General features: G+C 70.7%; 23 protein-coding genes and 4 tRNA genes. 12 read left to right on the forward strand and 15 right to left on the reverse strand.

From position 1 onward, the window contains the following. Positions 1–81 precede the first annotated feature (81 nt). Positions 82–156 (forward strand) — tRNA-Asp (locus O1Q96_RS43170). A 337-nt stretch (positions 157–493) separates the two neighbouring features. Then, positions 494–685 carry a DUF6274 family protein gene (locus O1Q96_RS43175; RefSeq protein ID WP_269253288.1) on the forward strand — a complete coding sequence of 64 codons (192 nt, stop codon included), beginning with the start codon at positions 494–496 and terminating at the stop codon, positions 683–685. A 463-nt stretch (positions 686–1,148) separates the two neighbouring features. On the opposite strand, the gene bldC is transcribed toward O1Q96_RS43175, so the two are convergent. Together bldC and O1Q96_RS43185 are read right to left on the reverse strand one after the other, a co-directional pair. Continuing rightward, entirely contained in the window at positions 1,149–1,355 is a 207-nt protein-coding gene (bldC, locus tag O1Q96_RS43180) for a developmental transcriptional regulator BldC (protein WP_027749187.1), read from the reverse strand. A 489-nt stretch (positions 1,356–1,844) separates the two neighbouring features. Further along, the gene (locus tag O1Q96_RS43185; protein WP_269253289.1) at positions 1,845–2,711 is read right to left on the reverse strand and encodes a DUF8083 family protein; all 867 of its coding nucleotides are present in this window, start codon (positions 2,709–2,711) and stop codon (positions 1,845–1,847) included. Positions 2,712–2,944: 233 nt separating this feature from the next. Here O1Q96_RS43185 and O1Q96_RS43190 point away from each other — a divergent pair, with 233 nt between their 5' ends. Together O1Q96_RS43190 and O1Q96_RS43195 are read left to right on the forward strand one after the other, a co-directional pair. Further along, positions 2,945–4,039 carry a Leu/Phe/Val dehydrogenase gene (locus O1Q96_RS43190; RefSeq protein WP_269253290.1) on the forward strand — a complete coding sequence of 365 codons (1,095 nt, stop codon included), beginning with the start codon at positions 2,945–2,947 and terminating at the stop codon, positions 4,037–4,039. A 301-nt stretch (positions 4,040–4,340) separates the two neighbouring features. Continuing rightward, positions 4,341–4,592 carry a DUF3073 domain-containing protein gene (locus O1Q96_RS43195; protein WP_055613827.1) on the forward strand — a complete coding sequence of 84 codons (252 nt, stop codon included), beginning with the start codon at positions 4,341–4,343 and terminating at the stop codon, positions 4,590–4,592. 222 nt (positions 4,593–4,814) lie between these two features. Here O1Q96_RS43195 and purM read toward each other — a convergent pair whose 3' ends face one another. The 10 genes from purM to purS form a co-directional block, all read right to left on the reverse strand. Next, the gene (gene purM / locus O1Q96_RS43200) at positions 4,815–5,885 is read right to left on the reverse strand and encodes a phosphoribosylformylglycinamidine cyclo-ligase (protein WP_269253291.1); all 1,071 of its coding nucleotides are present in this window, start codon (positions 5,883–5,885) and stop codon (positions 4,815–4,817) included. A gap of 52 nt (positions 5,886–5,937) precedes the next feature. Then, entirely contained in the window at positions 5,938–7,464 is a 1,527-nt protein-coding gene (gene purF, locus O1Q96_RS43205) for an amidophosphoribosyltransferase (protein ID WP_217453087.1), read from the reverse strand. An 83-nt stretch (positions 7,465–7,547) separates the two neighbouring features. After that, entirely contained in the window at positions 7,548–8,405 is an 858-nt protein-coding gene (locus tag O1Q96_RS43210; RefSeq protein ID WP_269253292.1) for an META domain-containing protein, read from the reverse strand. Positions 8,406–8,491: 86 nt separating this feature from the next. Then, positions 8,492–9,289, reverse strand: coding sequence for a maleylpyruvate isomerase family mycothiol-dependent enzyme (locus O1Q96_RS43215; RefSeq protein WP_269253293.1), 798 nt, complete (start codon positions 9,287–9,289; stop codon positions 8,492–8,494). 10 nt (positions 9,290–9,299) lie between these two features. Further along, positions 9,300–10,697: a hypothetical protein gene (locus O1Q96_RS43220; protein WP_269253294.1), complete on the reverse strand. Its 1,398-nt coding sequence runs from the start codon at positions 10,695–10,697 to the stop codon at positions 9,300–9,302. 136 nt (positions 10,698–10,833) lie between these two features. Beyond that, a complete protein-coding gene (locus O1Q96_RS43225; protein ID WP_269253295.1) occupies positions 10,834–11,757 on the reverse strand; it encodes a M23 family metallopeptidase in 924 nt (307 codons plus the stop codon). Positions 11,758–11,790: 33 nt separating this feature from the next. After that, entirely contained in the window at positions 11,791–12,282 is a 492-nt protein-coding gene (locus O1Q96_RS43230) for an ArsR/SmtB family transcription factor (RefSeq protein WP_269253296.1), read from the reverse strand. Positions 12,283–12,430: 148 nt separating this feature from the next. Then, positions 12,431–14,707 (reverse strand): phosphoribosylformylglycinamidine synthase subunit PurL, encoded by a 2,277-nt coding sequence (purL, locus tag O1Q96_RS43235; RefSeq protein WP_269253297.1) that lies wholly within the window; start codon positions 14,705–14,707, stop codon positions 12,431–12,433. After that, positions 14,704–15,408 (reverse strand): phosphoribosylformylglycinamidine synthase subunit PurQ, encoded by a 705-nt coding sequence (gene purQ, locus O1Q96_RS43240; RefSeq protein WP_269253298.1) that lies wholly within the window; start codon positions 15,406–15,408, stop codon positions 14,704–14,706. The genes purL and purQ overlap by 4 nt, the downstream gene beginning before the upstream one ends. Then, complete coding sequence (purS, locus tag O1Q96_RS43245) at positions 15,405–15,668, reverse strand: phosphoribosylformylglycinamidine synthase subunit PurS (RefSeq protein ID WP_009313473.1); 264 nt, start codon at positions 15,666–15,668, stop codon at positions 15,405–15,407. The genes purQ and purS overlap by 4 nt, the downstream gene beginning before the upstream one ends. Positions 15,669–16,028: 360 nt before the next feature. Here purS and O1Q96_RS43250 point away from each other — a divergent pair, with 360 nt between their 5' ends. The 8 genes from O1Q96_RS43250 to O1Q96_RS43285 all read left to right on the forward strand — a co-directional run bounded on the left by O1Q96_RS43250 (position 16,029) and on the right by O1Q96_RS43285 (position 21,061). Continuing rightward, positions 16,029–16,346: a histone-like nucleoid-structuring protein Lsr2 gene (locus O1Q96_RS43250; protein WP_217453079.1), complete on the forward strand. Its 318-nt coding sequence runs from the start codon at positions 16,029–16,031 to the stop codon at positions 16,344–16,346. 235 nt (positions 16,347–16,581) lie between these two features. Further along, positions 16,582–16,653, forward strand: a tRNA-Gly gene (locus O1Q96_RS43255). A gap of 79 nt (positions 16,654–16,732) precedes the next feature. Then, positions 16,733–16,808, forward strand: a tRNA-Gly gene (locus O1Q96_RS43260). A 153-nt stretch (positions 16,809–16,961) separates the two neighbouring features. Beyond that, positions 16,962–18,047 (forward strand): ABC transporter ATP-binding protein, encoded by a 1,086-nt coding sequence (locus O1Q96_RS43265; RefSeq protein ID WP_269253299.1) that lies wholly within the window; start codon positions 16,962–16,964, stop codon positions 18,045–18,047. Beyond that, entirely contained in the window at positions 18,044–18,856 is an 813-nt protein-coding gene (locus tag O1Q96_RS43270) for an ABC transporter permease (protein ID WP_269253300.1), read from the forward strand. Before O1Q96_RS43265 ends, O1Q96_RS43270 begins: the two co-directional genes overlap by 4 nt. A gap of 73 nt (positions 18,857–18,929) precedes the next feature. Then, positions 18,930–20,348: a sensor histidine kinase gene (locus O1Q96_RS43275; RefSeq protein ID WP_269253301.1), complete on the forward strand. Its 1,419-nt coding sequence runs from the start codon at positions 18,930–18,932 to the stop codon at positions 20,346–20,348. Next, positions 20,345–20,965: a response regulator transcription factor gene (locus O1Q96_RS43280; protein WP_269253302.1), complete on the forward strand. Its 621-nt coding sequence runs from the start codon at positions 20,345–20,347 to the stop codon at positions 20,963–20,965. Before O1Q96_RS43275 ends, O1Q96_RS43280 begins: the two co-directional genes overlap by 4 nt. Before the next feature lie 23 nt (positions 20,966–20,988). Beyond that, positions 20,989–21,061 (forward strand) — tRNA-Gly (locus O1Q96_RS43285). Between the two features lie 65 nt (positions 21,062–21,126). Here O1Q96_RS43285 and O1Q96_RS43290 read toward each other — a convergent pair. The 3 genes from O1Q96_RS43290 to O1Q96_RS43300 form a co-directional block, all read right to left on the reverse strand. Continuing rightward, complete coding sequence (locus O1Q96_RS43290; RefSeq protein WP_269253303.1) at positions 21,127–22,026, reverse strand: phosphoribosylaminoimidazolesuccinocarboxamide synthase; 900 nt, start codon at positions 22,024–22,026, stop codon at positions 21,127–21,129. Positions 22,027–22,122: 96 nt separating this feature from the next. Next, positions 22,123–23,643: a N,N-dimethylformamidase beta subunit family domain-containing protein gene (locus O1Q96_RS43295; RefSeq protein WP_269253304.1), complete on the reverse strand. Its 1,521-nt coding sequence runs from the start codon at positions 23,641–23,643 to the stop codon at positions 22,123–22,125. 262 nt (positions 23,644–23,905) lie between these two features. Further along, entirely contained in the window at positions 23,906–25,786 is a 1,881-nt protein-coding gene (locus O1Q96_RS43300; protein ID WP_269253305.1) for a M48 family metallopeptidase, read from the reverse strand. Positions 25,787–26,042 lie beyond the last annotated feature (256 nt).

A 26,042-nucleotide genomic window follows, 5' to 3' on the forward strand; every position in this document is an offset into this window, starting at 1 on the left:
ACGGGGTGAGTTCGCTCGGGAGGCCCACCCTCCTGTAGAGTCCTGTCTCGCAGCGCAACGCAAGATCGCACTGCGAAACCTGGTCCTGTGGAGCAGTTTGGAGTGCTCGCCACCCTGTCAAGGTGGAGGCCGCGGGTTCAAATCCCGTCAGGACCGCACCAGTCGAAGAAGGCCCCGCATCCGCAAGGATGCGGGGCCTTCTTCGTACCGCGTTCCAGCGAGGAGCACGCCCCCTCCCTCCGCGGCTCAGCGCGGACGCGCCCTCCAGGGGCGCGGAGAACTGCGCGGCCGGCCCTCACCGGTCGGCGGCCGACCCCACGCCACGAGCCCGCCGGCAAAGCGCCGGCACCGGCACCCGGTCAACACCGCCCCCACAGGCCCTCCACAGCCCCGTACGGCGCCGCACGGTCTTGACGCCGTCACATTCCGCCAGTACCTAGAAACCAGGGCCGAGAGCCCTCACCGGAGCCGACAGACCCCACCGGAGGTGACCATGGCGGCGACCGCTCGGCATGAGACGCGAGCCCTGCTCCGCGCCCACCTGTCGGCCGCCTCCGGCCATCGCCATCGGACGAGACACTGCCCGATCTGCCACCGGCTCCTGCGACTGGTCACGGAGTCCGCTCCGACCACCGCCCCGGAGGACCCCGAGGACGCCACGGAGGACGAGCGCCCCTCCGCGTGAACGACCGCCGCGCACCAACTGCCCCTCGCGCGGCCCCAGATGAGCGCAGCCTCCTCTAGCGCAGAAACGTCACGCGCAACAAGAAGCAGGACACGTGACGGGTGTCACTGCATAAGTTTTCAAACCCACGGAACTTACCCCTCACCTACAACTGGTCAATTTAATATGTGCAATTGCACCAGCCATCGAGGGTGACCCACAGCTGATCCCACAGCCTCCCCCAGACTGCGACAAGGCCGCTCACAGAGCGACCTCACCGGCGCGGACACCCCATGACCAGCGCACAAAAAAGATCGCGCTGGACCCGGCGGAGTCCAGCGCGATCTACGACGCACCCATGCTGCTTGTGGTTCTTACTCGGGCGTGGACCCCGTTGGGGCAGGATCCGCGTCGCTCGGAGCTTGGGTTCGGGCGTACCGACAAGTGGGGGACCTGCCGGAATGCCCTGCTATGGAGTTGTTGTTCAGACTTCACTGCGCTGCTGCGGAATGCCCGCGAGCAGTGCACGAACCTCGGCCTCGCGGTATCGGCGGTGGCCGCCGAGCGTGCGGATCGAAGTGAGCTTGCCGGCCTTCGCCCACCGCGTAACCGTCTTCGGGTCCACGCGGAACATCGTGGCGACCTCAGCCGGGGTCAGCAGCGGCTCGGCATCAGGGGTGCGAGCGGTCATGAGCGGCCTCCTCGGGAGAACCGAACCTTCTCGGTTCTTTCCTCTAAATTCTGCACCTTGACCCGCGTTGCCCGAAATGGCGGATGCGGGTCGAGTCGGTTATAGGACGAACGGCTTGTCCTCGGCACTACAACTACACCATCCGTCCAGCCGCGTCGGCCAAACCGATGGAATTGCCCTCCCAGGTGTTCATCAGCGACGGAAGCCGATGGACCATGCCATAGCGGACAGTCACGCCACTGTGACGATCAGTCACAGAGCGATCAGGAGTCACGAGACCCCCCATAGCGTGCAATGCTGAGATTCCACCCATATGTGGGCAGAAGGAGCCCTCCCCGGACTCCTTGTCCTATTTTGGCATGAGGAGGGGCGTTCGGCGCAAGGTCCGCGTTAGTGCCGTCCGTCACGCTTACCCCGTACGACCCGGATCGGGACTTACGTCCTGTCAGATCCCGTGACGCACAGGAATCGTCACCCCGGCGGGCGGCCTCAGTTCGCCGAGCGGCGGTCCAGGACCGACCGCCACCGCTCCACGAGCCGACCGTACGCCTCCCCGGCACCGGCCCCGTCTCCCGTGCGCAACGCCTCGATGCCCTCGGCGACATCCGCCGCGGAGTGATCGCCGTCGAGCTCCCCGGCCGGCAGGACGTGCACGAGACCGCCGTAGTCCAGCTCCACCAGCGCGCGCGGGTGGAACTCCTCCAGCCAACGCCCCACGTCCTCCAGGCCGTCGATGAGCGGCCCCTCGTCGAGGGTGTCCCGCAGGGTCCGCAGAGCCCGCGCCACCCGCCGCCGCGCCTGCACCATCGGCGTGCGGTAGCGGAGCACGGGCGCGTCCTCCTCGGCCCGCGAACCGTCCCCGGACCCGGTGCCCTTGTCGTACTCGCGCTCCTCGTCCGAGACGAGCACGAACCAGTTCAGCGGCACCTGCCAGACCGCCGTGCGGATCCACGGCCGGGCGTCGGGATTGCGGGTGAGCCAGCGCTCGTAGTCCTGGGCCGCCTGACGGCGTACGACCTGCGGCAGCGCCGCGTCCAGGACGGGCTGCGGCAGTTCCTCGTCCAGGTCCTCCAGCGCCTGCCAGCCCCGCAGCCGGGTCCGCCAGGGGCACACGACCAGCACGCCGTCCACGTCCGCGACGAACGCGTCGCCGCTCTCGTGCACCGGCACCAGGACCGGCGGAGTGGGCAGCAGGTCGGCCAGCGACCGGCGCAGCTCGTCCTGGTACGAGGGACGCTCAGGTCGGCGCGCGTAGCGGGCCCAGTGGCCGCGCTCCGGCTCCGGGAACGCCGCGAGCGGTTCGTACACGCGGAGATAGGACGCGTACGGGACGATCAACGAGGACACCTTGGGCACGCTTGCTCCCTCCCCCGCGGACCCGCCGGAAAACCGCGGGACCTGCGTGCGGGCGCGCGGGAAACCCCTGCAAATCGTCCCACGTCCCCCCGGGACCGTACTCCGGGGGAGGGTGATCCTGACCACTGGGCGGATGACGGTCCCGCACAGGCTCTAATCTCGTGCCACACGGACCCCCCGCCACCCGTACGGGGGCCGCCCCGACCGCCGCTCATTACCTGGGAGTCACCACAGTGACCGACGTAACCAGCAGCGCGGACGACGTACTGCACACCCTGTTCCGGTCGGATCAGGGGGGACATGAGCAGGTCGTCCTCTGCCAGGACCGAGCCAGCGGCCTCAAGGCCGTCATCGCCATCCACTCGACCGCCCTGGGCCCGGCCCTCGGCGGCACCCGCTTCTACCCGTACGCGAGCGAGGCCGAGGCCGTCGCCGACGCGCTGAACCTCGCCCGCGGGATGTCGTACAAGAACGCCATGGCCGGGCTCGACCACGGCGGCGGCAAGGCCGTGATCATCGGCGACCCCGAGCAGATCAAGACCGACGAACTGCTCCTCGCGTACGGCCGCTTCGTGGCCTCGCTCGGCGGGCGCTACGTGACCGCGTGCGATGTCGGCACCTACGTGGCGGACATGGACGTCGTGGCGCGCGAGTGCCGCTGGACCACCGGGCGCTCCCCCGAGAACGGCGGCGCGGGCGACTCGTCCGTCCTGACGGCCTACGGGGTCTTCCAGGGCATGCGGGCCTCCGCCCAGCACCTGTGGGGCGACCCGTCGCTGCGCGGCCGCACGGTCGGTGTCGCGGGGGTCGGCAAGGTGGGGCACCACCTGGTCGGGCATCTGCGGGAGGACGGCGCCGAGGTCGTGGTCACGGACGTACGGGCCGCGTCCGTGCGCCGGATCCTGGACAGGCACCCCTCCGGGGTGACGGCCGTCGCCGACACCGACGCGCTGATCCGGGTGGAAGGGCTGGACATCTACGCCCCCTGCGCGCTCGGCGGCGCCCTGAACGACGACACGGTGCCGGTACTCACCGCCCGGATCGTCTGCGGCGCGGCGAACAACCAGCTGGAGCACGCGGGCGTGGAGAAGGACCTCTCCGACCGCGGAATCCTCTACGCACCGGACTACGTGGTCAACGCGGGCGGTGTCATCCAGGTCGCCGACGAACTCCACGGCTTCGACTTCGACCGGTGCAGGGCGAAGGCCGCGAAGATCTTCGACACCACGCTGGCCATATTCGCTCGTGCGAAGGAGGACGGCATTCCGCCGGCCGCCGCGGCCGACCGGATCGCCGAGCAGCGCATGGCGGAGGCCCCCCGCCCCTGACGTCCGGAAGCCGTCCGGAACGTCCCGCGGGGTACCTGTCGGCGGGTGCGGGAGAGAACTCTCACGTTCGTCGGCGGGTCGCTCGCCAAGAAGAGGTTAAAATCGCGGTTGACCAGCGAGGACAGGGCACCTCGCGGGTTCTGGGCACAGGCGCGTCCTGCGGGCGACGTACCGTATGGGCGTGGGCTCAGGTACCGTGGAAGCCCTACGGACCGGTCTCTCCAAGGAGAGCCCGTTCCCGACCATGAACGCGTGTCAAGACTCTGGGGCCGTCGAGCCCCGTATCCGAGGGGGTCGAGCCATGGGGCGCGGCCGGGCAAAGGCCAAGCAGACGAAGGTCGCCCGCCAGCTGAAGTACAGCAGCGGCGGGACTGATCTGTCGCGTCTGGCCAATGAGCTGGGCGCTTCGACTTCGCAACAGCCGCCGAATGGCGAGCCGTTCGAGGACGACGACGAGGAAGACGACCCGTACGCCCAGTACGCGGATCTCTACAACGACGACGAGGACGAGGACGACGAGTCCGGCCCCACGTCGCAACGCCGCGGCGCTTGACGCTTTAGCTGCGCATGTCGTTCTAACTGCGCTTCACCCGGTCCGGGGCAGTTCACCGGACCGGGTTTTGCGCGTGGTCGCTCCGCTGGTTGCGGGGTCCCCTGCGGGGGCTTGTCCGACTGCGGGTTCGCCGTGGCTGGTCGCGCCGTTCCCCGCGCCCCTTTGAGGCTGCGCGGGTTCCCGCGCCCTGGTGGGGCGCCCTCGTCGAGTGGCTCGTCGCGCCTAGCGGGGCGCGTAGTCGTTGATCAGGGCCGCGCCCGTCTCGTGGTCGTCGCGGGCCGTGATCTCGCCCGCCACCCAGGCCTCCAGGCCGCGGTCGGCGAGCGTGGCGAGGGCCGCGTCCGTGGACTCCTCCGGCACGATCGCGATCATGCCGACGCCCATGTTCAGCGTCTTCTCCAGCTCCAGGCGCTCGACCCGGCCCGTGGTGCCGACGAGGTCGAAGACGGGGGCCGGGGTCCACGTCGCGCGGTCCACGATGGCGTGCAGGCCGTCCGGGATCACGCGGGCCAGGTTGGCCGCCAGTCCGCCGCCCGTGACGTGCGAGTACGCGTGCACGTCGGTCGTGCGGGTCAGCGCCAGGCAGTCCAGCGAGTAGATCCTGGTGGGCTCCAGGAGCTCCTCGCCGAGCGTGCGGCCGAACTCGGCGACGTGCTGGTCGAGCTTCAGCTTCGCCCGGTCGAAGAGGACGTGCCGGACGAGCGAGTACCCGTTCGAGTGAAGGCCGGAGGCCGCCATGGCGATCACCGCGTCACCCTTACGGATACGATCCGCGCCCAGCAGCCGGTCGGCCTCCACCACGCCCGTACCGGCGCCGGCGACGTCGAAGTCGTCCGGGCCCAGCAGACCGGGGTGCTCGGCCGTCTCGCCGCCCACGAGGGCGCAGCCCGCGAGGACACAGCCCTCGGCGATGCCCTTCACGATGGCGGCCACGCGCTCCGGGTGGACCTTGCCGACACAGATGTAGTCGGTCATGAAGAGCGGCTCGGCGCCGCACACCACGATGTCGTCCATGACCATCGCGACCAGGTCGTGGCCGATCGTGTCGTACACGCCGAGCTGCCGGGCGAGGTCGACCTTCGTGCCCACGCCGTCCGTGGCGGAGGCCAGGAGCGGGCGCTCGTACCGCTTGAGGGCGGAGGCGTCGAAGAGGCCGGCGAAACCGCCGAGGCCGCCGAGGACCTCGGGGCGCTGCGTCTTCTTCACCCACTCCTTCATGAGCTCCACGGCGCGGTCGCCCGCCTCGATGTCGACGCCTGCGCTCGCGTAGCTGGCACCAGTTGTCTCAGACATGACGGTGAGAACTTTCGTGTCGTACTGCAGGTGAGCAGGTGGAACGGGCTGCCTACGGACGGCGGATCGCGTCGGCCGCGGCCGTGGCCGCGGGACCCGCGGCGAGCTCGGTCTCCAGGAGCTGCTTGCCGAGCAGCTCCGGGTCCGGGAGGTCCATCGGGTACTCGCCGTCGAAGCAGGCACGGCAGAGGTTCGGCTTGTCGATGGCGGTGGCCTCGATCATGCCGTCGATGGAGATGTACGAAAGGGAGTCGGCGCCGAGCGAGGTGCCGATCTCCTCGATGCTCATGCCGTTGGCGATCAGCTCGGCGCGCGTCGCGAAGTCGATCCCGAAGAAGCAGGGCCACTTCACGGGGGGCGAGGAGATCCGGATGTGGACCTCCGCCGCGCCCGCTTCACGGAGCATGCGGACCAGCGCGCGCTGGGTGTTGCCGCGGACGATCGAGTCGTCGACGACGACCAGGCGCTTGCCCTTGATGACTTCCTTGAGCGGATTCAGCTTCAGACGGATGCCCAGCTGGCGGATGGTCTGTGAAGGCTGGATGAAGGTCCGGCCCACGTACGCGTTCTTCACGAGACCGGCACCGAACGGGATGCCGGAGGCCTCCGCGTAACCGATCGCGGCGGGCGTGCCCGATTCCGGGGTCGCTATGACCAGATCGGCGTCGACCGGAGCTTCCTTGGCGAGCTTGCGGCCCATCTCGACACGCGAGAGGTACACGTTCCGGCCGGCGATGTCGGTGTCCGGGCGGGCCAGGTACACGTACTCGAAGACGCAGCCCTTGGGCTTCGCTTCCGCGAATCGGGAGGTTCGCAGGCCGTTCTCGTCGATGGCGACGAACTCGCCCGGCTCGATCTCGCGGACGTAGGCGGCGCCGCAGATGTCGAGGGCGGCGGACTCGGAGGCGACGACCCAGCCGCGCTCCAGGCGGCCGAGGACCAGCGGGCGGATGCCCTGCGGGTCACGGGCGGCGTAGAGGGTGTGCTCATCCATGAAGACGAGGGAGAAGGCGCCCTTGACCTGCGGGAGGACCTTCGCGGAGGCCTCTTCTATGGTCAGCGGCTTGCCGTCGTCGTCGACCTGGGCGGCCAGCAGGGCCGTGAGCAGGTCGGTGTCGTTGGTCGCCGCCACACGCGGGGTGCGGCCCTCCTGCTTGGGGAGGTCGGCGACCATTCCGGCGAGTTCCGCCGTGTTGACCAGGTTGCCGTTGTGGCCGAGCGCGATCGAGCCGTGCGCGGTGGCACGGAACGTCGGCTGGGCGTTCTCCCAGGTGGAGGCCCCGGTGGTCGAGTAGCGGGCGTGTCCGACCGCGATATGACCGAGCAGGGAACCGAGGGACGCCTCGTCGAAGACCTGGGACACAAGGCCCATGTCCTTGAAGACGAGGATCTGTGAGCCGTTGCTGACCGCGATACCCGCGGACTCCTGGCCTCGATGCTGTAGGGCGTAGAGCCCGAAGTAAGTGAGCTTGGCGACCTCTTCACCGGGAGCCCAGACTCCGAAGACGCCGCAAGCGTCCTGGGGTCCTTTCTCGCCGGGGAGCAGATCATGACTGAGTCGACCGTCACCACGTGGCACGCCACCGAGTGTAGGCGAGATCGACCACTGGTCCGAATTGGGGAACCCCCCGAGCGGCGCCGCGGGGGCGCCGCCGACGGGGATCACTTCGTGGCGACTGCTTCCACGCTCATGCCGTTCTCGCTGGTCAGGGTGAGGGTGCTGCCCTTCAGCTGGTACTTCACCGTGCTGCCGAAGAGCTTCAGCAGGGCCCGCTCGGTGTCCATGAGTGAGTCGGAGCACATCTTCCGGGTGGTGCCCGCCGTGCCCAGAGTGATACTGCCGTCGCCGACCGTGGCCTTCGCCGTCACCTTGTTGCAGCCGAGCTGGCCGCGGACGGCTCCTTCGTCGAAGGTGAGATGGACCTTGCCGTCGGCCTGGGAGGAGAGGGCGACGGGGGATCCGCCCTTCGAGGCGTCCTTCACCATGGCGGTGACGTTCCACTTCGTGCCCTGGAGTTCGGCCGGCTTGTCGGCGGTGAGGTTCACGGTGGTCCCGTCCTGCGTGGTGAGCGTCAGCTTGTCGTCGTCGACCGCGGCCTTGATCGTGCTGTTGGAGATGGCCTTGCCGAGCTGCGACTCGAAGTCCATCGCCCCCTCGCTCGTACAGGCCATCTTGGTCTTGATGGTGTCGTCGCCGATCGTGATCGTGTCGCCCTTGATCTCGGCGCTCGCCCCGAAGCGGTTGCAGCCGTAGTTGCCGCCCACCTTGCCGTCCTTGGCGAACTCGACGTGGGCGCCGGCCGGGGCGTCGTGCTTGGTGCCGTCGACGGTCACGCTCTCCACGTTCCACTGCTTGCCGGTGATCCCGGTGGCCTGCCGGGTGCCGACGGAACCGGAACCGGAGTCCTTGCCGCCGCTCTCCGTGCCGCAGGCGGCTGTGGCGAGGAGTCCGGTGACCGCCAGGGCGCTGAGACCGGCTCGGGTGCTGAGGACGCTGAGGTTGAGTCGCTGCGTGTGCATGCCGCTTTGACGGGACGGGTGGGGTGCTTGGTTCCCTCGACGGGTAACGGCCGCGCAACGGCCGAACCGGGGCCCGGAAGCGGAGCTCAGCTCATGAGGGGAAGCAGTCCGCCGAGGTCGGCGCGTTCTCCGCTCGCGCTGACCTTCGCGCCGTCGAGGGCCGTCTTCCACTCGGTGCGCCCGGTCGCGAGCCGGATCCACGTCAGCGGATCCGTCTCGACGACGTTGGGCGGGGTGCCGCGGGTGTGGCGCGGGCCCGCCACGCACTGCACGACGGCGTACGGCGGCACGCGCACCTCCGTGGAGGCGCCGGGCGCCTTCGCGGCGAGCGCGTCGGCGAGGAGGCGGGTGCACGCGGCGAGGGCCTGCCGGTCGTACGGCACGTCGAGTCCCGGGACGGCCGCGTTCAGGTCGTCGGTGTGGACGACCAGCTCCACCGTGCGGGTGACGAGATGGTCGGTCAGGGTCATCGCTCCCACCCGCGTGACCAGCAGCCGCCCGGCCGGGGCGTCCGGCAGGCGTTCGGTGAGGCGGGCCGACGTGCGCTCGTACAGGGCGTCCAGGTCCGGCTCGGCGGCGGCGAGCGTACGTACGTCGTCGTCGATCTCACCGGCTCGCGGCGCGGTGGCGAACGGCCAGTCGAGCAGGGCGAACGCGGGCCCGGCGGGCTCGTCCTGGTCGAGGCCCCGGCTCACGGCCTCCGCCGCCATGGCGAGGTGCACGGCCAGCTCGCGCACGGTCCAGTCGCCGAGCCTCGTCGGCCCTGCGAGCTGCTCGGAGGTCAGGCCTTGTACCGCAGCCCGTACGTTCCCGAGCTGTGCGAGGACCGCCGCTCGTGTCTTCGCCGGGTCGTAGGTACGGGTGCGCTTCTTGGCCGGGGGCATGGCGGTGAGCCTAGTCCGCGCGGAACGCGGAGGGCTCGGGATATTTCACGTCGGTGCAGTTCCGGCGGGCGGTGATGTCGTCGACGTAGGCGTGGAAGAGGGCCTTCAGGCGCTTCTCGACGATCTCGTCGTACGGGTAGTCGACGCTCAGGGTGTGGAGGGCCGGCTCACCCCCGCAGGTGGAGGAGGCCCACCACACGCCCGCGGCACGGTCGCGGCCCGCGGTGCCGGGGCGCACCTGGGTCTGGTCGTCGCCGAGGCCGTCCTCGGTGACGACCTCCCGGGCCTCGTCGCCGAAGAAGGACGCGCTCTCCATCCACCAGGGCGCGACCCGCAGCACGTCCCGCAACGTCGCGCCGCGGTGTTCATCCTCGGTGAGGCCGGGCAGGACACTCCTGACCTGCTTCTCGCTCACCGCCAGGAGGCACTTCTCGGTGAAGCTCTGCTCGCCGACCGGTGCGTCGAGGGCGCGGTCGGGGAGCCGGCCCCGGCCCTCGCGTGCGGTGAAGTCGCGGAACCAGCGGCAGGTGCCCCGGGCCTTCGCCGAGTCCACCAGCCGGGGGTGCGGGACGTAGAGCCTCGGGAAAGAGACGGGCACGGGCTTCTCGGCGGTGCAGCCCAGTTCGTGGGCGGCCTTGAAGGCGGCGTCGTGGGCGAGCTCGATCAGGGCCTGACGGTCCTGGAACGTGATGTCGTCGTAGTAGCCCTCGGCCATGACGTTCACGGACGTGGTGCCGCCCTTGCCGGCGCCTCCGCCCGTCCCCTCGCCCGACTCTTCACCCGTCCCCTCGTCCGTCCCTTCGCCCGTCGTGCAGAGGGCCTTCACGGTGGCGCTGTTGTCGTCGTAGTGACCGAGTGCGCCCTCGTCCACCTCGGCGTCCTCGATCGGGTGTTCCGGCGCCTCGTCGGCCTCGCGGGTCAGGTCGCCGTCGGTCTCGCGTATCCGCTCGTCGAACGGGTCGCGCGTCCAGCCGCTGACGATGTTGGCGTACCGGTCGCTGGGGTTCGTGTAGACGGTCAGCACGAAGTGCCCGTACGAGGTGCCCGGTTCGTCGACCCGGTAGATCACGCAGGTGCCGGGCAGCGAGCCGACCGTGAAGCTGTCGTCGGCGTCGGTGCCCGCGCGGGCCCGGTGCGTGCCGCCGTTGAGGTCGAGCACCTTGTCCGGGTCGACCAGACCGCCGCACGCCTCGCTGACCCGCTCCCGGCTCGCGGCCCGGTCCCGCAGGTCGGAGACCTCCAGCCACAGCCCCCAGCCGCCCGCGCCGATGCCGAACACCGCTGTCAGGGCGACGAGTTGGTTGAGCACGTTGCGCGGCCGGCTGCCCCGGTCGGGGGTCAGCAGGCGGGAGCGCGGGAATGGCACGTACCGGGCGGAGTCCGGGGTGCGCTCGGACTGGGAATTCACGCGCTGCCCTTCGAGCGGTCGGGCGGTCGACGAATGCGGTACGGGCCGGGAAGGTGCGCCCGACGCGGGTGGGGAGTGGGCCGACCGCCATGCGGGACCGGCACCGCCCCTCCCCCTCAAAACCTCGCCGAAGTTATCAGCAGGCCTCGCGGGCGGCGGTGGGCGTTCCCTCACTCACCCCGCTCACCCCGGTCACCCCAGGCACCGCGGACGGCACGTCCGAAGCCGTGAACGTCTCGCCGTCGGCCGGAACACCGATGCCCCGCCAGGTGAACGGGACACCGCGGGCCGAGTCCGGGTCCGGACCGTCCATCAGCTGGAAGTGGACGTGGGGTTCGGTGGAGTTGCCCGAGTTGCCGCAGCGGGCGATCTGCCGTCCCGCCCTGACACGGTCGCCGGGCCGGACGGTGACGGAGCCCCGCCGCAGGTGCGCGTACATCGCGTACACCCCGTCGCCCAGGTCGAGTACGACGTGGTTGCCGGTGATCCAGGACGCGCCGCCGGTCTCCCTGACCGCGGCCTCGACCAGCATCAAGTAGGCGAGCGCCGGCAGGGAGTTGCGGCTGAGATGGTCGCGCATCCGGTCGGACGCGTGCACGACCGTGGCGTCCGCCACCGCGAACACCGGCTCGTCGTACGCGGGGAAGGCACGACCGTGCCGGACGACCGGCCAGAGCATGGCGAAGGCGGGCCGCCTCCTTCCGTCTGCGCGAGCGGCGCCGGGCTCGGCGGGCTCGGCGGGCTCGGCCACGATGTCGATCGCGTACGTCTGGCCGTAGGCGTGCGTGCCATGGCTCGGCACCTTGGTGGCCGGGCTGTTCAGCGCGGCCCAACGGCCCCTGACCGGCGGCTCCACCTCGACCGGGGCGCGGTCGGCGGACTCGCGCCGGGGCCCGGTCCGGCTCACGGCCAGCCCGAGGGCGAACGACACGAGGAGGGGCACGAAGGCCCACGCCCAGTCGATCGGGTAGCCGGGCACGAGGGCGTCGGCCAGGACCATGCCGAAGAAGGTCAGTTGCAGCAACCGGTACAGGATCATCGCGGTCTTGCGGACGGTCATGGCTCCCCCATGGGCCGAGAGTGGTCGATTGCCTCAGACCGGCTGCACCGTGGCCAGCGCCACGAGGAGGGGCACGACACGGCTGCCCGGAATCTCGTAGCGCCCGCGCCCCGCCTGACGCAGCCAGCCCGCCGCGGTCAACTGCCGCAGATGGTGGTAGATCTGGCCGCTCGTCCCCACGTCGTCGAGCCCGGCCAGCTCGGTGGCCGTGCGCCGGCCGCCGAGGATCTCGCGCAGCAGCCGCAGCCGCATGGCGTGGCCGAGCGCGGCGAACGCCTCGGCCGCCTCGCTCCAGTCGGCGTCGAGCAACTGCCCGGTGAGCAGGCCGTACTGCCACTCGTACCGCTCCTCGGTCGGCAGCCGTACCGAGCCCGTGAACAGCACTCCGCCGTCCGCCTCGTGGGCCAGTTGCGTCTTGAGCCCCTCGAGAGCCCAGAAGTCGCCGGCGCCCACGCGCGGGGAGGGCCCGTCCTCCAGGGCGTCGAGACGCCGCTCCAGTTCCGCGACGCGTTGCTCCAGATCCATGCGTCGAGATTACGTAATTACGTAATAATGAGCAAGAGGAGTTGGAAGGCCGTCGGGGCGCCGCCCGCGCGGGCACGCGGAAGGCCCCGCCCGGAGATCCGGACGGGGCCCACTACCGCGTACGACTGCCGCGGAACCGGCGGACTACCTACGCGAACAGCGCCGGGATCGTCTCCTCGTGCGCCGTGCGCAGCTCGGCCAGGGAGAGGGTGAACTCGCCCTGCACCTCCACCACCGCGCTCGCGTCCGCCACGGTGCCGTCCACGACACCGATGCGCGTGGCGGGCAGGCCGCGCGCCCCGCACATGTCGTTGAAGCGGAGCTCCTCGGAGCGCGGGATCGCGACGACCGCGCGGCCCGCGGACTCGGAGAAGAGGAACGTGAACGCGTCGAGCCCGTCGGGTACGACGAGTCGCGCGCCCTTGCCGCCGAGCAGCGCCGACTCGACCACGGCCTGGATCAGACCGCCGTCGGACAGGTCGTGCGCGGAGTCGATCATGCCGTCGCGGGAGGCGGAGATCAGGATCTCGCCGAGAAGGCGCTCCCGCTCCAGGTCGACCTGCGGGGGCAGCCCGCCGAGGTGGTCGTGGACGACCTGCGACCAGGCCGAACCGCCGAACTCCTCACGGGTGTCGCCGAGCAGGTAGAGGAGCTGGCCCTCTTCCTGGAAGGCGACCGGGGTGCGGCGGGAGACGTCGTCGATGACGCCCAGCACGGCCACGACCGGGGTCGGGTGAATGGCCGCCTCGCCCGTCTGGTTGTAGAGCGAGACGTTGCCGCCGGTCACCGGGGTGCCCAACTGCTGGCAGGCGTCCGCCAGTCCACGGATGGCCTCCGCGAACTGCCACATCACCGCCGGGTCCTCGGGCGAGCCGAAGTTCAGGCAGTCGGAGACGGCGAGCGGCTTGGCGCCGGTCGTCGCGACGTTCCGGTACGCCTCCGCCAGGGCCAACTGGGCGCCGTGGTACGGGTCCAGCTTGGCGAAGCGGCCGTTGCCGTCCGTGGCGATGGCGACACCGAGGCCGGACTCCTCGTCGATGCGGATCATGCCCGAGTCCTCGGGCTGGGCCAGCACCGTGTTGCCCTGCACGAAGTGGTCGTACTGGGAGGTGATCCAGGACTTGGAGGCCTGGTTCGGAGAGGAGACCAGCTGGAGGACCTGGTTCTTCAGCTCCTCCGAAGTGGCGGGCCTCGCCAGCTTGTTGGCGTCGTCCGCCTGGAGGGCGTCCTGCCACTCGGGACGGGCGTAGGGGCGCTCGTAGACCGGGCCGTCGTGCGCGACCGTACGCGGGTCGACGTCGACGATCTTGCCGCCGTGCCAGTAGATCTCCAGACGGTCGCCGTCGGTCACCTCACCGATGACGGTGGCGATGACGTCCCACTTGTCGCAGATCTCCAGGAAGCGGTCGACCTTCTCCGGCTCGACGACCGCACACATGCGCTCCTGCGACTCGCTCATGAGGATCTCCTCGGGCGAGAGCGTGGAGTCGCGCAGCGGTACGTCGTCCAGCGTGACGCGCATGCCGCCGGAGCCGTTGGACGCCAACTCGCTGGTGGCGCAGGACAGTCCGGCCGCGCCGAGGTCCTGGATGCCGACGACCAGCTTCTCGGCGAAGGCCTCCAGGGTGCACTCGATGAGGAGCTTCTCCTGGAAGGGGTCGCCGACCTGGACGGCGGGACGCTTGGACGGCTTGGCGTCGTCGAAGGTCTCGGAAGCCAGGATCGACGCGCCGCCGATGCCGTCACCGCCCGTGCGGGCCCCGTACAGGATGACCTTGTTGCCGGCGCCGGACGCCTTCGCGAGGTGGATGTCCTCGTGCCGCATGACGCCGATGGCACCGGCGTTGACCAGCGGGTTGCCCTGGTAGCAGGCGTCGAAGACGACCTCGCCGCCGATGTTCGGCAGGCCCAGGCAGTTGCCGTAGCCGCCGATGCCCGCGACGACACCCGGCAGGACGCGCTTGGTGTCGGGGTGGTCGGCGGCGCCGAACCGCAGCGGGTCGACGACCGCGACCGGCCTGGCGCCCATGGCGATGATGTCGCGCACGATGCCGCCGACGCCGGTGGCCGCGCCCTGGTAGGGCTCGACGTAGGAGGGGTGGTTGTGCGACTCGACCTTGAAGGTGACCGCGTAGCCCTGGCCGACGTCCACGACACCGGCGTTCTCACCGATGCCGACCAGCAGGGCGTCGCTCTGCGGGGCCTTCTCGCCGAACTGGCGCAGGTGCACCTTGGAGGACTTGTACGAGCAGTGCTCGGACCACATGACGGAGTACATGGCGAGCTCGGCGCCGGTGGGCCGGCGGCCGAGGATCTCGACGACCCTCTCGTACTCGTCCTTCTTCAGGCCGAGTTCGGCCCAGGGCAGCTCGACGTCGGGGGTCCCGGCCGCGTGCTCGACCGTGTCCAGAGGCGTCCGGCTCATGCGTTGACCAGCTTCTTGAGGATCGAGGTGAAGAAGGGGAGGCCGTCGGTGCGGCCGGACCCGATGAGCGGCTCGACCGCGTGCTCGGGGTGCGGCATCAGACCGACGACGTTGCCGGCCTCGTTCGAGATGCCGGCGATGTCCCGCAGCGAGCCGTTCGGGTTGCCGTAGCCGTCCGCCGAGTCGCCGTCGACCACGTAACGGAAGGCGACCCGGCCCTCCGCCTCCAGCATGTCGAGGGTGTGCTCGTCGGCGACGTACCGCCCGTCCATGTTCTTCAGCGGGATGTTGATCTCCTGGCCGGACTCGTAGTCGGCGGTCCAGGCGGTCGCCGCGTTCTCCACCCGCAGTTTCTGGTCACGGCAGATGAAGTGCAGGTGGTCGTTGCCGAGCATCGCGCCGGGCAGCAGATGGGCCTCGGTGAGGATCTGGAAGCCGTTGCAGATGCCGAGTACCGGCATTCCCGACTTCGCCTGCTCGATGAGGGTCTCCATCACGGGCGAGAAGCGCGCGATCGATCCGGCGCGCAGATAGTCGCCGTACGAGAAACCGCCGCACAGCACCACCGCGTCGACCTGCTTGAGGTCCTTGTCCTTGTGCCAGAGAGCGACGGGTTCGGCACCGGCGAGCTTGATCGCGCGCTGCGTGTCCCGGTCGTCGAGGCTTCCCGGGAAAGTGACGACGCCAATACGAGCGGTCACTTTCCGGCCTCCGCGACTTCCTCGACCTTGACGGTGAAGTCTTCGATCACGGTGTTGGCGAGGAAGGATTCGGCGAGTTCATGGATGCGGGCGAGGGCGGCGTCGTCCACCGGTCCGTCCACTTCCAGTTCGAATCGCTTTCCCTGACGTACGTCGGAGATGCCTTCGAAACCGAGGCGCGGCAGTGCACGCTGCACCGCCTGGCCCTGGGGGTCGAGGATCTCCGGCTTGAGCATGACGTCGACTACGACGCGTGCCACTGGCACTCCCGGTGTGTGGTGCTGAGCAGGTTCGTTCAGACTACCCGTACAAAATTTCTACGCGAGTAGATTCGTAGGAATCTACGTGACGGCCATCACGATTCCGCATCTACGGCCTAACCTCGGCCTGCCTTCACGAAAAATCCTGGGAAAGATCCGGATCGAGACCAGGCTCCCTATTGCCTTGGAGACACGCCAACAGATTTAGTCGAGCTTCACATTGGATTGCCGGGCACTGTACAAATGAATTGGCAATAGCCGATACTTTGCCCAATCACTCATAAAAGCAGTCGGACAGTCGGCATCTCCGCACGTCATCGCGCGTCGTTGGAGAGGTGCCGCACGAAGGGACCGATATTCGTGGCGCAGCGTGTCGTAGTCACTCTCTTCGACGACATCGACGGCTCGGAAGCGGCGGAGACGATCGCCTTCGGTCTGGACGGCAAGTCGTACGAGATCGACCTGAATCCGGCCAACGCCGAGAAACTGCGCAAGGCCCTGGAGCCGTACCTGGAGGCCGGCCGCAAGCGGTCGCGCTCCGGCAAGGCCTACCGGCAGACGGCGGTGGCCCCCGACCCGGCGGCCGTACGGGCCTGGGCCCAGTCCAACAAGCTGGAGGTGCCCGCCCGCGGACGCATCCCCAAGAAGGTCTACGAGGCGTTCACCGCGGCTCAGTGAGCGGAGCCGTCCCGCGGAGGGGCGGCGAGTCCTCCGGATCCCGGGCGCGGCCCCCGCGGGCCGGGGGACGCGCTCGGGCCACGGGTGCGTACGGGCCGGTCAGGTCCTCGGCACCGGGCACCGGGGCCCGCCATCGGGCCCTGGGGACAGCCGACTTGCGCTGCACCCCCGCCGATCAGCTAGAGTCTGGAGCACGCCGAGGGGCAAGGCCGAAAGGCCCGGCTCACGGAGTCACGCGGGTGTAGTTCAGTAGCAGAACATCCCCCTTCCAGGGGGAAGGCGCAGTGTGCAATTCCTGTCACCCGCTCTGCATCACCGACCTGGTCGCTCTTTGGATCAGGTAGGCTGGTGCCCGCGCCGATCGGTGAGAGCCGGTCGGAGGCAATGCGGACGTAGCTCAGTTGGTAGAGCGCAACCTTGCCAAGGTTGAGGTCGCCAGTTCGAACCTGGTCGTCCGCTCCAGTGAGAAGCAGTACGAGAAAGGCCCCGGTCGTCGCGACCGGGGCCTTTCTCGTATGCCTGCATCCGCAACCGGGTGGGCCGTCTGACATTTGTCATGTACGGCGATGACAGCTCGCACTGCCGGACGCTCCCGACGGCGGGGACGCTTGTCTCATGAACACGAATGAACACGTGATTGAGGTCACTGATCTACGCCGCGTGTACGGGGACGAGTTCGAAGCCGTACGGGGGGTGTCCTTCACGGTCGGCCGGGGCGAACTGTTCGCGCTGCTCGGGACCAACGGCGCGGGCAAGACCTCCACCGTCGAACTGATCGAGGGCCTCGCACCGCCGGCCGGCGGCCGGGTCCGCGTCCTCGGACACGACCCGTACACCGAACGCGCGCTGGTCCGCCCACGCATCGGCGTGATGCTCCAGGAGGGTGGCTTCCCCTCCGAACTGACCGTCGCGGAGACGGTACGGATGTGGGCGGGCTGCACGAGCGGGGCCCGGCCGGAGAGCGAGGCGCTGTCACTGGTCGGCCTGACCCGCAGGGCCGGCGTACGGGTGAAGCAGCTGTCCGGCGGCGAGAAGCGGCGTCTGGACCTGGCACTCGCGCTCCTCGGGCGGCCCGAGGTGCTCTTCCTGGACGAGCCGACGACCGGCCTCGACGCCGAAGGGCGCCAGGAGACCTGGGAGTTGGTCCGCGAGCTGCGCCGGTCGGGCACGACCGTGCTGCTCACCACGCACTACCTGGAGGAGGCGGAGGGGCTCGCCGACCGGCTCGCGATCATGCACGCCGGCCGGCTCGCGGTCTCCGGCACCCCGGCCGAGGTGACCGCCTCCCAGCCGTCGCGGATCTCCTTCGAGCTGCCCGACGGCTACCACCCCGGCGACCTGCCGCCGCTCGCCGCACTCGGCATCAGCGGGCACGAGCTCGACGGGCGCGTCCTGCGGCTGCGTACGAACGAACTGCAGCGCGCCGCCACCGGGCTGCTGGTGTGGGCCGAGCGGATCGGGGTCGAGCTGCGGGGGCTCGATGTGCGGTCCGGGTCCCTGGAGGAGGCGTTCCTGCGGATCGCGCGTGACGTGTCGGAGCGGGACGCACGGGCGGAGCAGGCGCGGAACCCGGAGCGCTCCGGGGCCGCAGGAGCCCCGGGGACGCGTGGCAGCCTCTGGACCTCGAAGAAGTCACAGGACTCCAAGAACGCCGAGAACGCCGAGAACTCGAAGAACTCCAAGAAGGAGAACGTGGCATGAGCGCGGTGACCGGGACCAGGAACGCACCCGCGGGCACGGCCACGACCGTGACCGCGGCCGGGCGCATGGCCTCCCTCGCCCGGGCCGAACTCACCCTGCTCGGGCGCAGCAGGGCCACCTTCTTCGCGGCGGTGTTCGTGCCGCTGGTCATGCCGTTCAGCCTCCGCTCGGTGGTCGAGGACATGGACCTCAAGGGGGCGGGGCTCTCGGTCGGATCGGTCATCCTGCCCTCCGCCGTCGGCTTCTCCCTCCTCTTCGCCGTCTACAGCTCGCTGGTGAGCGTCTACGCCGCCCGCCGTGAGGAGCTCGTCCTCAAGCGGCTGCGCACCGGCGAGCTGCGCGACGCGGAGATCCTGGCGGGCGCCGCCCTGCCGTCGGTCCTCGTCGGCCTGGTGCAGTGCCTGCTCCTGACGGCCGCCTGCGCGGCGCTCCTGGACGTGGGGGCGCCCGAGGCACCCCACCTCGCCGTGGTGGGACTCCTCCTGGGGCTCGTGATGTGGCCGGCGCTCGCGGCGGTGACCGCGAGCTTCAGCAAGAGCGTGGAGGGCGCCCAGGTCGCGGCGATGCCGCTGCTGCTCGTGTCGATGATGGGTTCCGGCGCCTTCGTGCCCTTCGAGGTCATGCCCGACCGGCTCGCCTCCTTCTGCGAACTGCTCCCGCTGTCGCCGGTGATCACGCTGATCCGCGGCGGCTGGACAGGAAACCTCTCCGCGTACGAGGCTCTGGGCGCCGTCGCCACCGCGCTGGCCTGGACCGTGCTCGCGGTGTTTGCTGTGCAGAGGTGGTTCCGCTGGGAACCGCGGCGCTGACCAGGGCCGCCACAGCGCACGGCATCGGTAACGGCAACGGGGACGGTCGGGGATGACGACGGGAAGGTCGGGAATGCGCAGGCCGAGCGCCTGGTGGCGCGGGAAGAGCACGCCGGCGAAGGTCGAGACGTACACCCGCTGGTCCTTCCACTTCTTTCCTTTCGTGGAGGTCACCGCGATCGGGCTCCCCCTGTTCGGGCACGTCGGGTTGAAGCTCGCCGTCTGGCTGTTCCTGCCGCTGTGCGGGCACGCCCTGCTCTGCGCGGTGACCGCGTCCCGGGCGCTCGACTGGACACGCGGCACCCGTGAACAACCCGTACGCCTGCTCATGGCCCTCGGCGTGGTCACCGCGCTGCTCGGGACGGCCGCGCTCGGCCTCGCCGAGCACGGCCCGGGCGACGAGGGCGCCGGCACGGCGGCGGGCTCCCTCTTCGTGGGCGTGCTGGCCTTCGGGGCCGGCACCATCACACTGGGGGTGCGCGACCGGCGGCGTGCCCTGGCGATCGTGGCCGGCTTCGCCGCGGGGGCCGGAGCCGTGTCGCTCCCCCTGGGTGTCCCGGCGCCCGCCTCGCTGGGCGCGGCCTTCGCGGTACTGCTCGCCGGCGGATTCCTCGCCTTCACCTCCGTCTTCTCGGTGTGGCTGCTCAACGCCGTGTACGAGCTCGACGCGGCCCGTGAGACCCGTACCCGCCTCGCCGTCGCCGAGGAGCGGCTCCGCTTCGGGCGCGACCTGCACGACGTGATGGGCCGCAACCTCGCGGTGATCGCCCTCAAGAGCGAGCTCGCCGTGCAGCTCGCGCGCCGCGAGCGCCCCGAGGCCGTGGATCAGATGATCGAGGTGCAGCGGATCGCCCACGAGTCGCAGCGCGAGGTCCGCGAGGTCGTACGCGGCTACCGCGAGGCGGACCTCGGCACCGAACTCTCCGGCGCACAGGGCGTCCTGACCGCGGCGGGGGTCGACTGCACGGTGACCGGTTCCGCGACGGGCCTGCCCCCGGCGGTCCAGTCGGCGCTGGGATGGGTCGTACGGGAGGCCACCACGAACGTCCTGCGGCACGGAGACGCCCGGCGGTGTCGCGTCTCGCTGGAACCGGCCGGGACCCACGTGGTCCTCACCGTCGAGAACGACGGGGTGGACCGGGGCGCGCAGGAGCGGGCCGGGGAGCCCGGTGCGCGGGGCGAAGGGGGTCCCGACGGGGTCCCCTCGGCAGGGCGGGGCCCTCAGCTCGGCGGCGGGTCCGGGCTCGCCGGACTGAGGGAGCGGCTGGCCGCGGTGGCCGGGACGCTGGAGGCGGGACCCGTCGACAGCGGCCTGTTCAGGGTCGTGGCCGAGGTGCCACTGCCTCCGTCCTCCCCCGCACGGTCCTGGCCCCAGCGGTCCTCCTCCCAGCCGTCCCCACAGCCGTCCCCCTCCCAGCTTTCTGCTTCCTCACCGTCCCCCTCCTCACCTTCTCCCGTTCCCCGCTCAGTGAGTGAAGAGGTCGGTTCATGACGTCCGTACGACCCATCCGGCTGCTGCTCGCCGACGACGAGCACCTCATCCGGGGGGCTCTCGCCGCGCTGCTCGGGCTCGAGGAGGACCTGCTCGTGGTGGCCGAGGCGGCCGACGGACCCGAGGCCCTGGCGATGGCCCGGGCCCACGAACCCGACGTGGCGGTACTGGATCTGCAGATGCCCGGGGCCGACGGTGTGAGGGTGGCCACATCGCTGCGGACCGAACTGCCAGCCTGCCGGGCGCTGATCGTGACCAGCCATGGGCGCCCCGGGCATCTCAAGCGGGCACTTGCGGCAGGTGTGCGCGGGTTCGTCCCGAAGACGGTCAGCGCGCAACGGCTCGCGGAGATCATCCGTACCGTGCATGCCGGAAACCGTTACGTCGACCCGGAGTTGGCCGCCGACGCGATCTCCGCCGGGGACTCGCCGCTGACCGCGCGCGAGGCCGAGGTGCTGGAGCTGGCCGCCGATGGCGCGCCCGTCGTGGAGATCGCGGAGCGGGCCGCGCTGTCCCAGGGGACCGTGCGGAACTATCTGTCGTCCGCCGTGTCCAAGCTCGGCGTCGAGAACCGTCACTCGGCGGTGCGTCTCGCACGGGAGCGAGGTTGGGTATAGTTGCTCCCGCGCCACGGCGCAGCGCGGACGTAGCTCAGTTGGTAGAGCGCAACCTTGCCAAGGTTGAGGTCGCCAGTTCGAACCTGGTCGTCCGCTCAGAGTAAGCAGGCAGGAAGCCCCCGGTCATCGCGACCGGGGGCTTCTTCGTGCCCCTGCCGGGCTCAGGTCCAGGCGGCGCCCGTCAGCCGCTCGTACGCCTCCACGTACTTCGCGCGGGTCGCGTCCACGACCGCCTGCGGCAGGGCGGGCGGCGGCTGCTCGCTGCGGCGGTCCCAGCCGGACTCGGCGGACGTCAGCCAGTCCCGTACGTACTGCTTGTCGAACGAGGGCTGCGCGCGGCCCGGCTCCCACTGGTCGGCGGGCCAGAAACGGGACGAGTCCGGGGTCAGCACCTCGTCGGCGATCACGAGCGTCTCGCCGTCGAAGCCGAACTCGAACTTGGTGTCCGCGAGGATGATCCCGCGTCCGTGTGCGATGTCCCGGCCGCGGCGGTAGACGGCGAGCGTCGCCTGCCGCAGCTGGGCCGCGGTCTCCGCGCCGACCTGGCGGGCCACCTCCTCGTACGCGACGTTCTCGTCGTGCTCGCCGACGGCGGCCTTGGTGGCCGGGGTGAAGATCGGGCCGGGCAGCTCCGAGCCGTCGGTCAGCCCCTCGGGCAGGCCGAGGCCGCAGACGGTACGGGTCTCGTTGTACTCGGCAAGGCCCGAGCCGGTGAGATAGCCGCGGGCGACGCACTCGACCGGGACCATCCGCAGCGACTTGCAGATCAGGGTGCGGCCCTGCCATTCGGCGGGGGCGCCGGGCGGCGGCTCGGTGCCGAGGACGTGGTTCGGCAGCAGATCGGCGACCTTGTCGAACCACCAGAGCGAGAGCTGCGTCAGGACGCGGCCCTTGTCGGGGATCTCCGTGGGCAGCACCCAGTCGAACGCCGACAGGCGGTCGCTGGCGACCATCACGAGGTCGCCCGCCTCGTTCTGGTACAGGTCGCGCACCTTGCCGGTGTGCAGGTGCACCAGGCCCGGAACCTCGACGGGCTCGGGCTTTTCTACGAATCCGGACACGGTTCCTCCCCGTGGTTCTGACTGAATGGCTCGATTCTCCCGTATGCGGAGGTCGGGCTCGGCCAGGGGGCGGGGTGCGAACCGTGCGGGGCGACCTCAGTCGCGTTTGCAGATGCGGTCCAGGAGGTTGGCCGTGGCGCGCTGGACGCGGGTGTCGACGTGGCCCGGGCGGTCCAGGGCCGGGGACCAGGCGAAGGTGCCCGCCGCGAAGACGAGGGCGCCGGAGTGCGCGCGGTACAGGGACGTCTCCTGGTGGCGGATCGCTCCCTCCGTGTCCCGGTACGGGGAGTGGGAGAGGAGGATGCGGCCCTGGTGCTCGGGGAGCGCGATACGGGGGAAGTAGCGGTCGGCCTCGCCCGCGACCATGCCCTCCAGCTCGTCGCCCTCGTGGGCCCCGGTCGCCTCCCACAGCCAGTGATCGGCGTTGCGGACGACGAGCGGGTGGGCCTCGGGCACCCGGCCCGCGTACTGGATGCCCAGGACTTCCTGCTCCGGACGGTCCACCTCGCGCCACAGGGCCGGTTTTCCGGGCCCGCGGCGTTTTCGGCAGGTGAGCAGCCGGTCGGGGACGCCGGACGGCGAGCAGCCCAACTCCACCTGCCAGTACATGGTGTTGGCGGAGAGGAAGACGAGCGAGGTGCCGTGCTCGCGGGCCACGTCCACGGTCCGGCGCATGGTCGTCGACCAGTACTCGTCGTGCCCCGGGAAGACCAGGCCGCGGTAGCGCGTGGGATCGACCCGGCCGGCGTGCAGATCGCGGGCGTCGGCGTACGCGAGGTCGTAGCCGTAGCGCTCGGCCCAGCGGATGAAGTCGTAGGCGTGACCCACGTGCAGGGGCAGTCCCGCGCCCGCGTACGGGCGGTCGAAGGAGACCGTCGTCGCGGCGTCGGCCTCACCGAGCAGCCGGCCGCTCTCGTCCCACGCGTGGTAGAGGCTCGCGCCCGTGTGGCCGTCCTCCGGGTAGAGGTTGTACGCCTGCCAGGTGATGTCCGGCAGGAGGAGCAGCAGGTCGGCGGGGTGGTCGTCGCGGACCGTGAACGGGATGTGGGAACGATGGCCGTCGTCGGTGGTGAGCACGGCGACGTACGCGCCGACGCTCCAGTACGACGGGATCTGCAGCCGCCACGAGAGCCACCAGTGGTGGCAGGAGACGGTGCGGTCCGCGGTGAGCGGGGGCGGCTGGACGATCCCGGAGAGGCGCGGACTGGTGGTGATCTTGCTCGCGCCGTCGCCGCCGTAGTGTCCGATGCGGTAGATGTCCACGCTGAACTGCTGCGGCGGGTCCACCGTGATGTGGAAGTCGATGGCCTCGCCGGGGGCGGCCGCTCCGGTGGAGGCGAAGCCCTTGATCTGACGGTGGACGTCGTCGGCCGAGCGGGGGTCTCCGGCGGTGGTGCGGGGGGTGGGGATCCGCGGGCCGCTACTCCGGTGCTGATCACCGGGGGGTGTGACGCCGGGCGGCGGTGCGTGGTCCACGTACCAGGGGACGACGTGCCCCGTGTCGTCGAAGTAGTGCTCACTGCCGCGCAGCCACGGAACGGGGCCCTGCCCGAAGGGGTCGGTGACGGCATGCGCCAGCGCCCCCGACTCCCACCGGCGAATCTGCTCCGACCCCATGCGACGTTCCCTCCCTCGTGCCCCCGTCAGCCCTTGCACGCCACGCCTGTGACGGACTCCAGCACATCACATTACGCATGCACGCGGTCACCGTTCGTCGCGAATTGCCTCAGTCGGTCGGGGAGGGACGGGGGCAGGTGGGGATGAATGGGGCTCGGGGTGGGGGGCGATCGAAGGCGGCCGGCCGGAGGCGGAGCACGGAAGGGGCCCCGGGCAGGGATGAGACGGATGTGCGGCGGCGGGGGCGCAGAGCGCCCCCGCTTCAGACCAGCCGAACCGGCTTCTCCGGGCGTACGCCGAGGTCGAGAAGCCACGCTCGGAGCGGCGCGGGATCCCCGTCCTCGATGAGGCTGAGTACCCGTGGTCCCAGGTCGACGGACCGCTCACCGCCGACGAGGAGCGAGGGACCGTCCAGCCAGTCGAGCCCCGGCACCGCCCCCGCCGTGTCCATCGCCGCACAGCAGACCATCGCCGTCACGTGGTCGCCCAGCAACTCCCGCCCCGTCCGCGGTGGTTGCAGCGGGAAGAGCGGCAGCGTGCCGTCGTCCCAGAGCGCCAGGTCGGGGCCGCCCTGGCCCACGGACCCCGCCGACGGCGCCCCCGGCCCGGCAGCCGTCGCGGCCTCCTCACGCGCCACCTCGGCGCTCAGCACCGCCGCGAGCTCCGCACTCCGCTCGGTATCCGGCCCGCCGTCCTCGTCGATCTCCGGCCCGCCGTCGTCCTCGTACTCCGGCGCTGCCGCCTCTCCGCTCTCCGCGTCGGCCGGGTCGTACGTGCTGTTCGGACTGTCCGCACCGCTGCCGGTGCCGCTGCCGGTGTTCGCGATGTTCGTGTTCCGCGCGAGCGGGGGCGTCTCCGAGGTCAGGTGATCCATCACCCGAGCCAGCGTCGGGCCCTCCGGGTCCGGCGCCTCCTGCCCCGACGTACGGCTCACACCGAGCGCGTCCAGCACCCGGTGCAGCCGCGCCGCGTCCGTACGCCACTTCCGGTCGACGACCTCGTCCGGATACTCGGCCCAGTCGACCGGGGCCCAGTCGGGCCCGGTCTCGGCGGGCCCGCCGTGGAAGAGACGCGCGGCCAGCAGGGACGTCGCCTCGTCGATCGCGCCCGGCTCCTCCAGAAGATCGCAGGCGGGCCGCTCGCCGAGCCGGGAGGCGAAGCCCTCGGCGAGCCGGTCCCGCCGAGAGAGCTCGGTGAGGGCCGCGACGACGCCCGCGTCGAGCCGGGACGGCCACCGCCCCATGCGCCAGGCGGGCAGCGCGACCCTGGTCAGCAGCCGGTCCCAGCCCGCGTACGCCAGACCCACCTGCTCCTGGGCGACGATCCGCAGGCCGTAGTCCACAGCCTGTGCACGCTCCGCCGCCGCGGCCGCCACACCCCGCTCCATCTCGGCCGCGTGCCCGCGGCAGCTGCGCAGCAGAATCCTCGACACCCAGCCGGCCCCGCCGAGCACCGCGCGGACCAGGGGCCCGCGCGTGGGCGCCGACGTCACGGCCACGGCCGCGTCGAGCCCTCGTACGAAGCGACGGGCCGCGGCTATGTCCGGGTGCGCGGACGGTCCCGTACCCGCGACGACCGGCGCGAGGACCGCGCGCAGTTCGCCGACCCGCATCCACCACAGGAAGGGCGAGCCGATGACGAGGACGGGCGCGGCCGGCGTACGCCGCTGTGCCGACGGCAGGCCCCGGACGCCCTCTATCTCGTCCCCGGGCTGCGTACGGGGCGGGCCGTGGGCCGGATGCGTGCGGTCCTCCAGCCAGCTGTCGCAGTCCGGGGTGAGCGCTATCGCGGAGGGGGCGGGCACTTCGAGGCGGTCGGCCAGATCCCGCACCATGCGGTACAGGTCCGGCGCCGACTCCTCGGCGACCGGCACCGTGGGGCTCACGGCGGGCCGGGAACGGACGACGACCAGCGCGATGCCGACCGCAGCGAGAAGCACGAACAGGGCCAGACCCGACACGGTCCAGCGCACCACGCCCCAGCCAGGACCGTCGATGTGCCCGGTCGACCCGCCGACGAGCAGGACGACGGCGACGGCCGCGGGCAGCAGGGCGACGGCCAGGGCCCTGCTGCGGATGCGCAGCACGGCGAGGGCCCGTGAGCGCGCGGCCTGCGCACCCACCTCGACTCCCATACCGGACACGACCGGTGTCACCCCCTACTGGCCGCCGGGCGCATGTGTACCCGGCAGCTGTCGACGGACGTCCATGGCGTTGCTCACTCCCCCACTGTGGCACCCACGACCGACATCGCAATGCCGGTGGGCCAAGTGCCGGAACGCTTGCGCCGCACCCTAGTTGGGGCCCCGGCCCTCGTCAGCCGGATGGGGGATCGGTCACTCGATGGAATGGCTTTGGCTAGAGGTGGCTGACGAAAAGGCCCCGGATCCTGTGCTGGAT

It is taken from the genome of Streptomyces aurantiacus (assembly GCF_027107535.1).
In the GTDB taxonomy this organism is placed as follows: domain Bacteria; phylum Actinomycetota; class Actinomycetes; order Streptomycetales; family Streptomycetaceae; genus Streptomyces.

Coding starts and splice junctions, on each gene's coding strand:
- O1Q96_RS43175 (WP_269253288.1), top strand. CDS start 494: ATGGCGGCGACCGCTCGGCATGAGACGCGAGCCCTGCTCCGCGCCCAC.
- bldC (WP_027749187.1), bottom strand. CDS start 1,355: ATGACCGCTCGCACCCCTGATGCCGAGCCGCTGCTGACCCCGGCTGAG.
- O1Q96_RS43195 (WP_055613827.1), top strand. CDS start 4,341: ATGGGGCGCGGCCGGGCAAAGGCCAAGCAGACGAAGGTCGCCCGCCAG.
- purM (WP_269253291.1), bottom strand. CDS start 5,885: ATGTCTGAGACAACTGGTGCCAGCTACGCGAGCGCAGGCGTCGACATC.
- O1Q96_RS43210 (WP_269253292.1), bottom strand. CDS start 8,405: ATGCACACGCAGCGACTCAACCTCAGCGTCCTCAGCACCCGAGCCGGT.
- O1Q96_RS43215 (WP_269253293.1), bottom strand. CDS start 9,289: ATGCCCCCGGCCAAGAAGCGCACCCGTACCTACGACCCGGCGAAGACA.
- O1Q96_RS43225 (WP_269253295.1), bottom strand. CDS start 11,757: ATGACCGTCCGCAAGACCGCGATGATCCTGTACCGGTTGCTGCAACTG.
- O1Q96_RS43230 (WP_269253296.1), bottom strand. CDS start 12,282: ATGGATCTGGAGCAACGCGTCGCGGAACTGGAGCGGCGTCTCGACGCC.
- purL (WP_269253297.1), bottom strand. CDS start 14,707: ATGAGCCGGACGCCTCTGGACACGGTCGAGCACGCGGCCGGGACCCCC.
- O1Q96_RS43265 (WP_269253299.1), top strand. CDS start 16,962: ATGAACACGAATGAACACGTGATTGAGGTCACTGATCTACGCCGCGTG.
- O1Q96_RS43270 (WP_269253300.1), top strand. CDS start 18,044: ATGAGCGCGGTGACCGGGACCAGGAACGCACCCGCGGGCACGGCCACG.
- O1Q96_RS43275 (WP_269253301.1), top strand. CDS start 18,930: ATGCGCAGGCCGAGCGCCTGGTGGCGCGGGAAGAGCACGCCGGCGAAG.
- O1Q96_RS43280 (WP_269253302.1), top strand. CDS start 20,345: ATGACGTCCGTACGACCCATCCGGCTGCTGCTCGCCGACGACGAGCAC.
- O1Q96_RS43295 (WP_269253304.1), bottom strand. CDS start 23,643: ATGGGGTCGGAGCAGATTCGCCGGTGGGAGTCGGGGGCGCTGGCGCAT.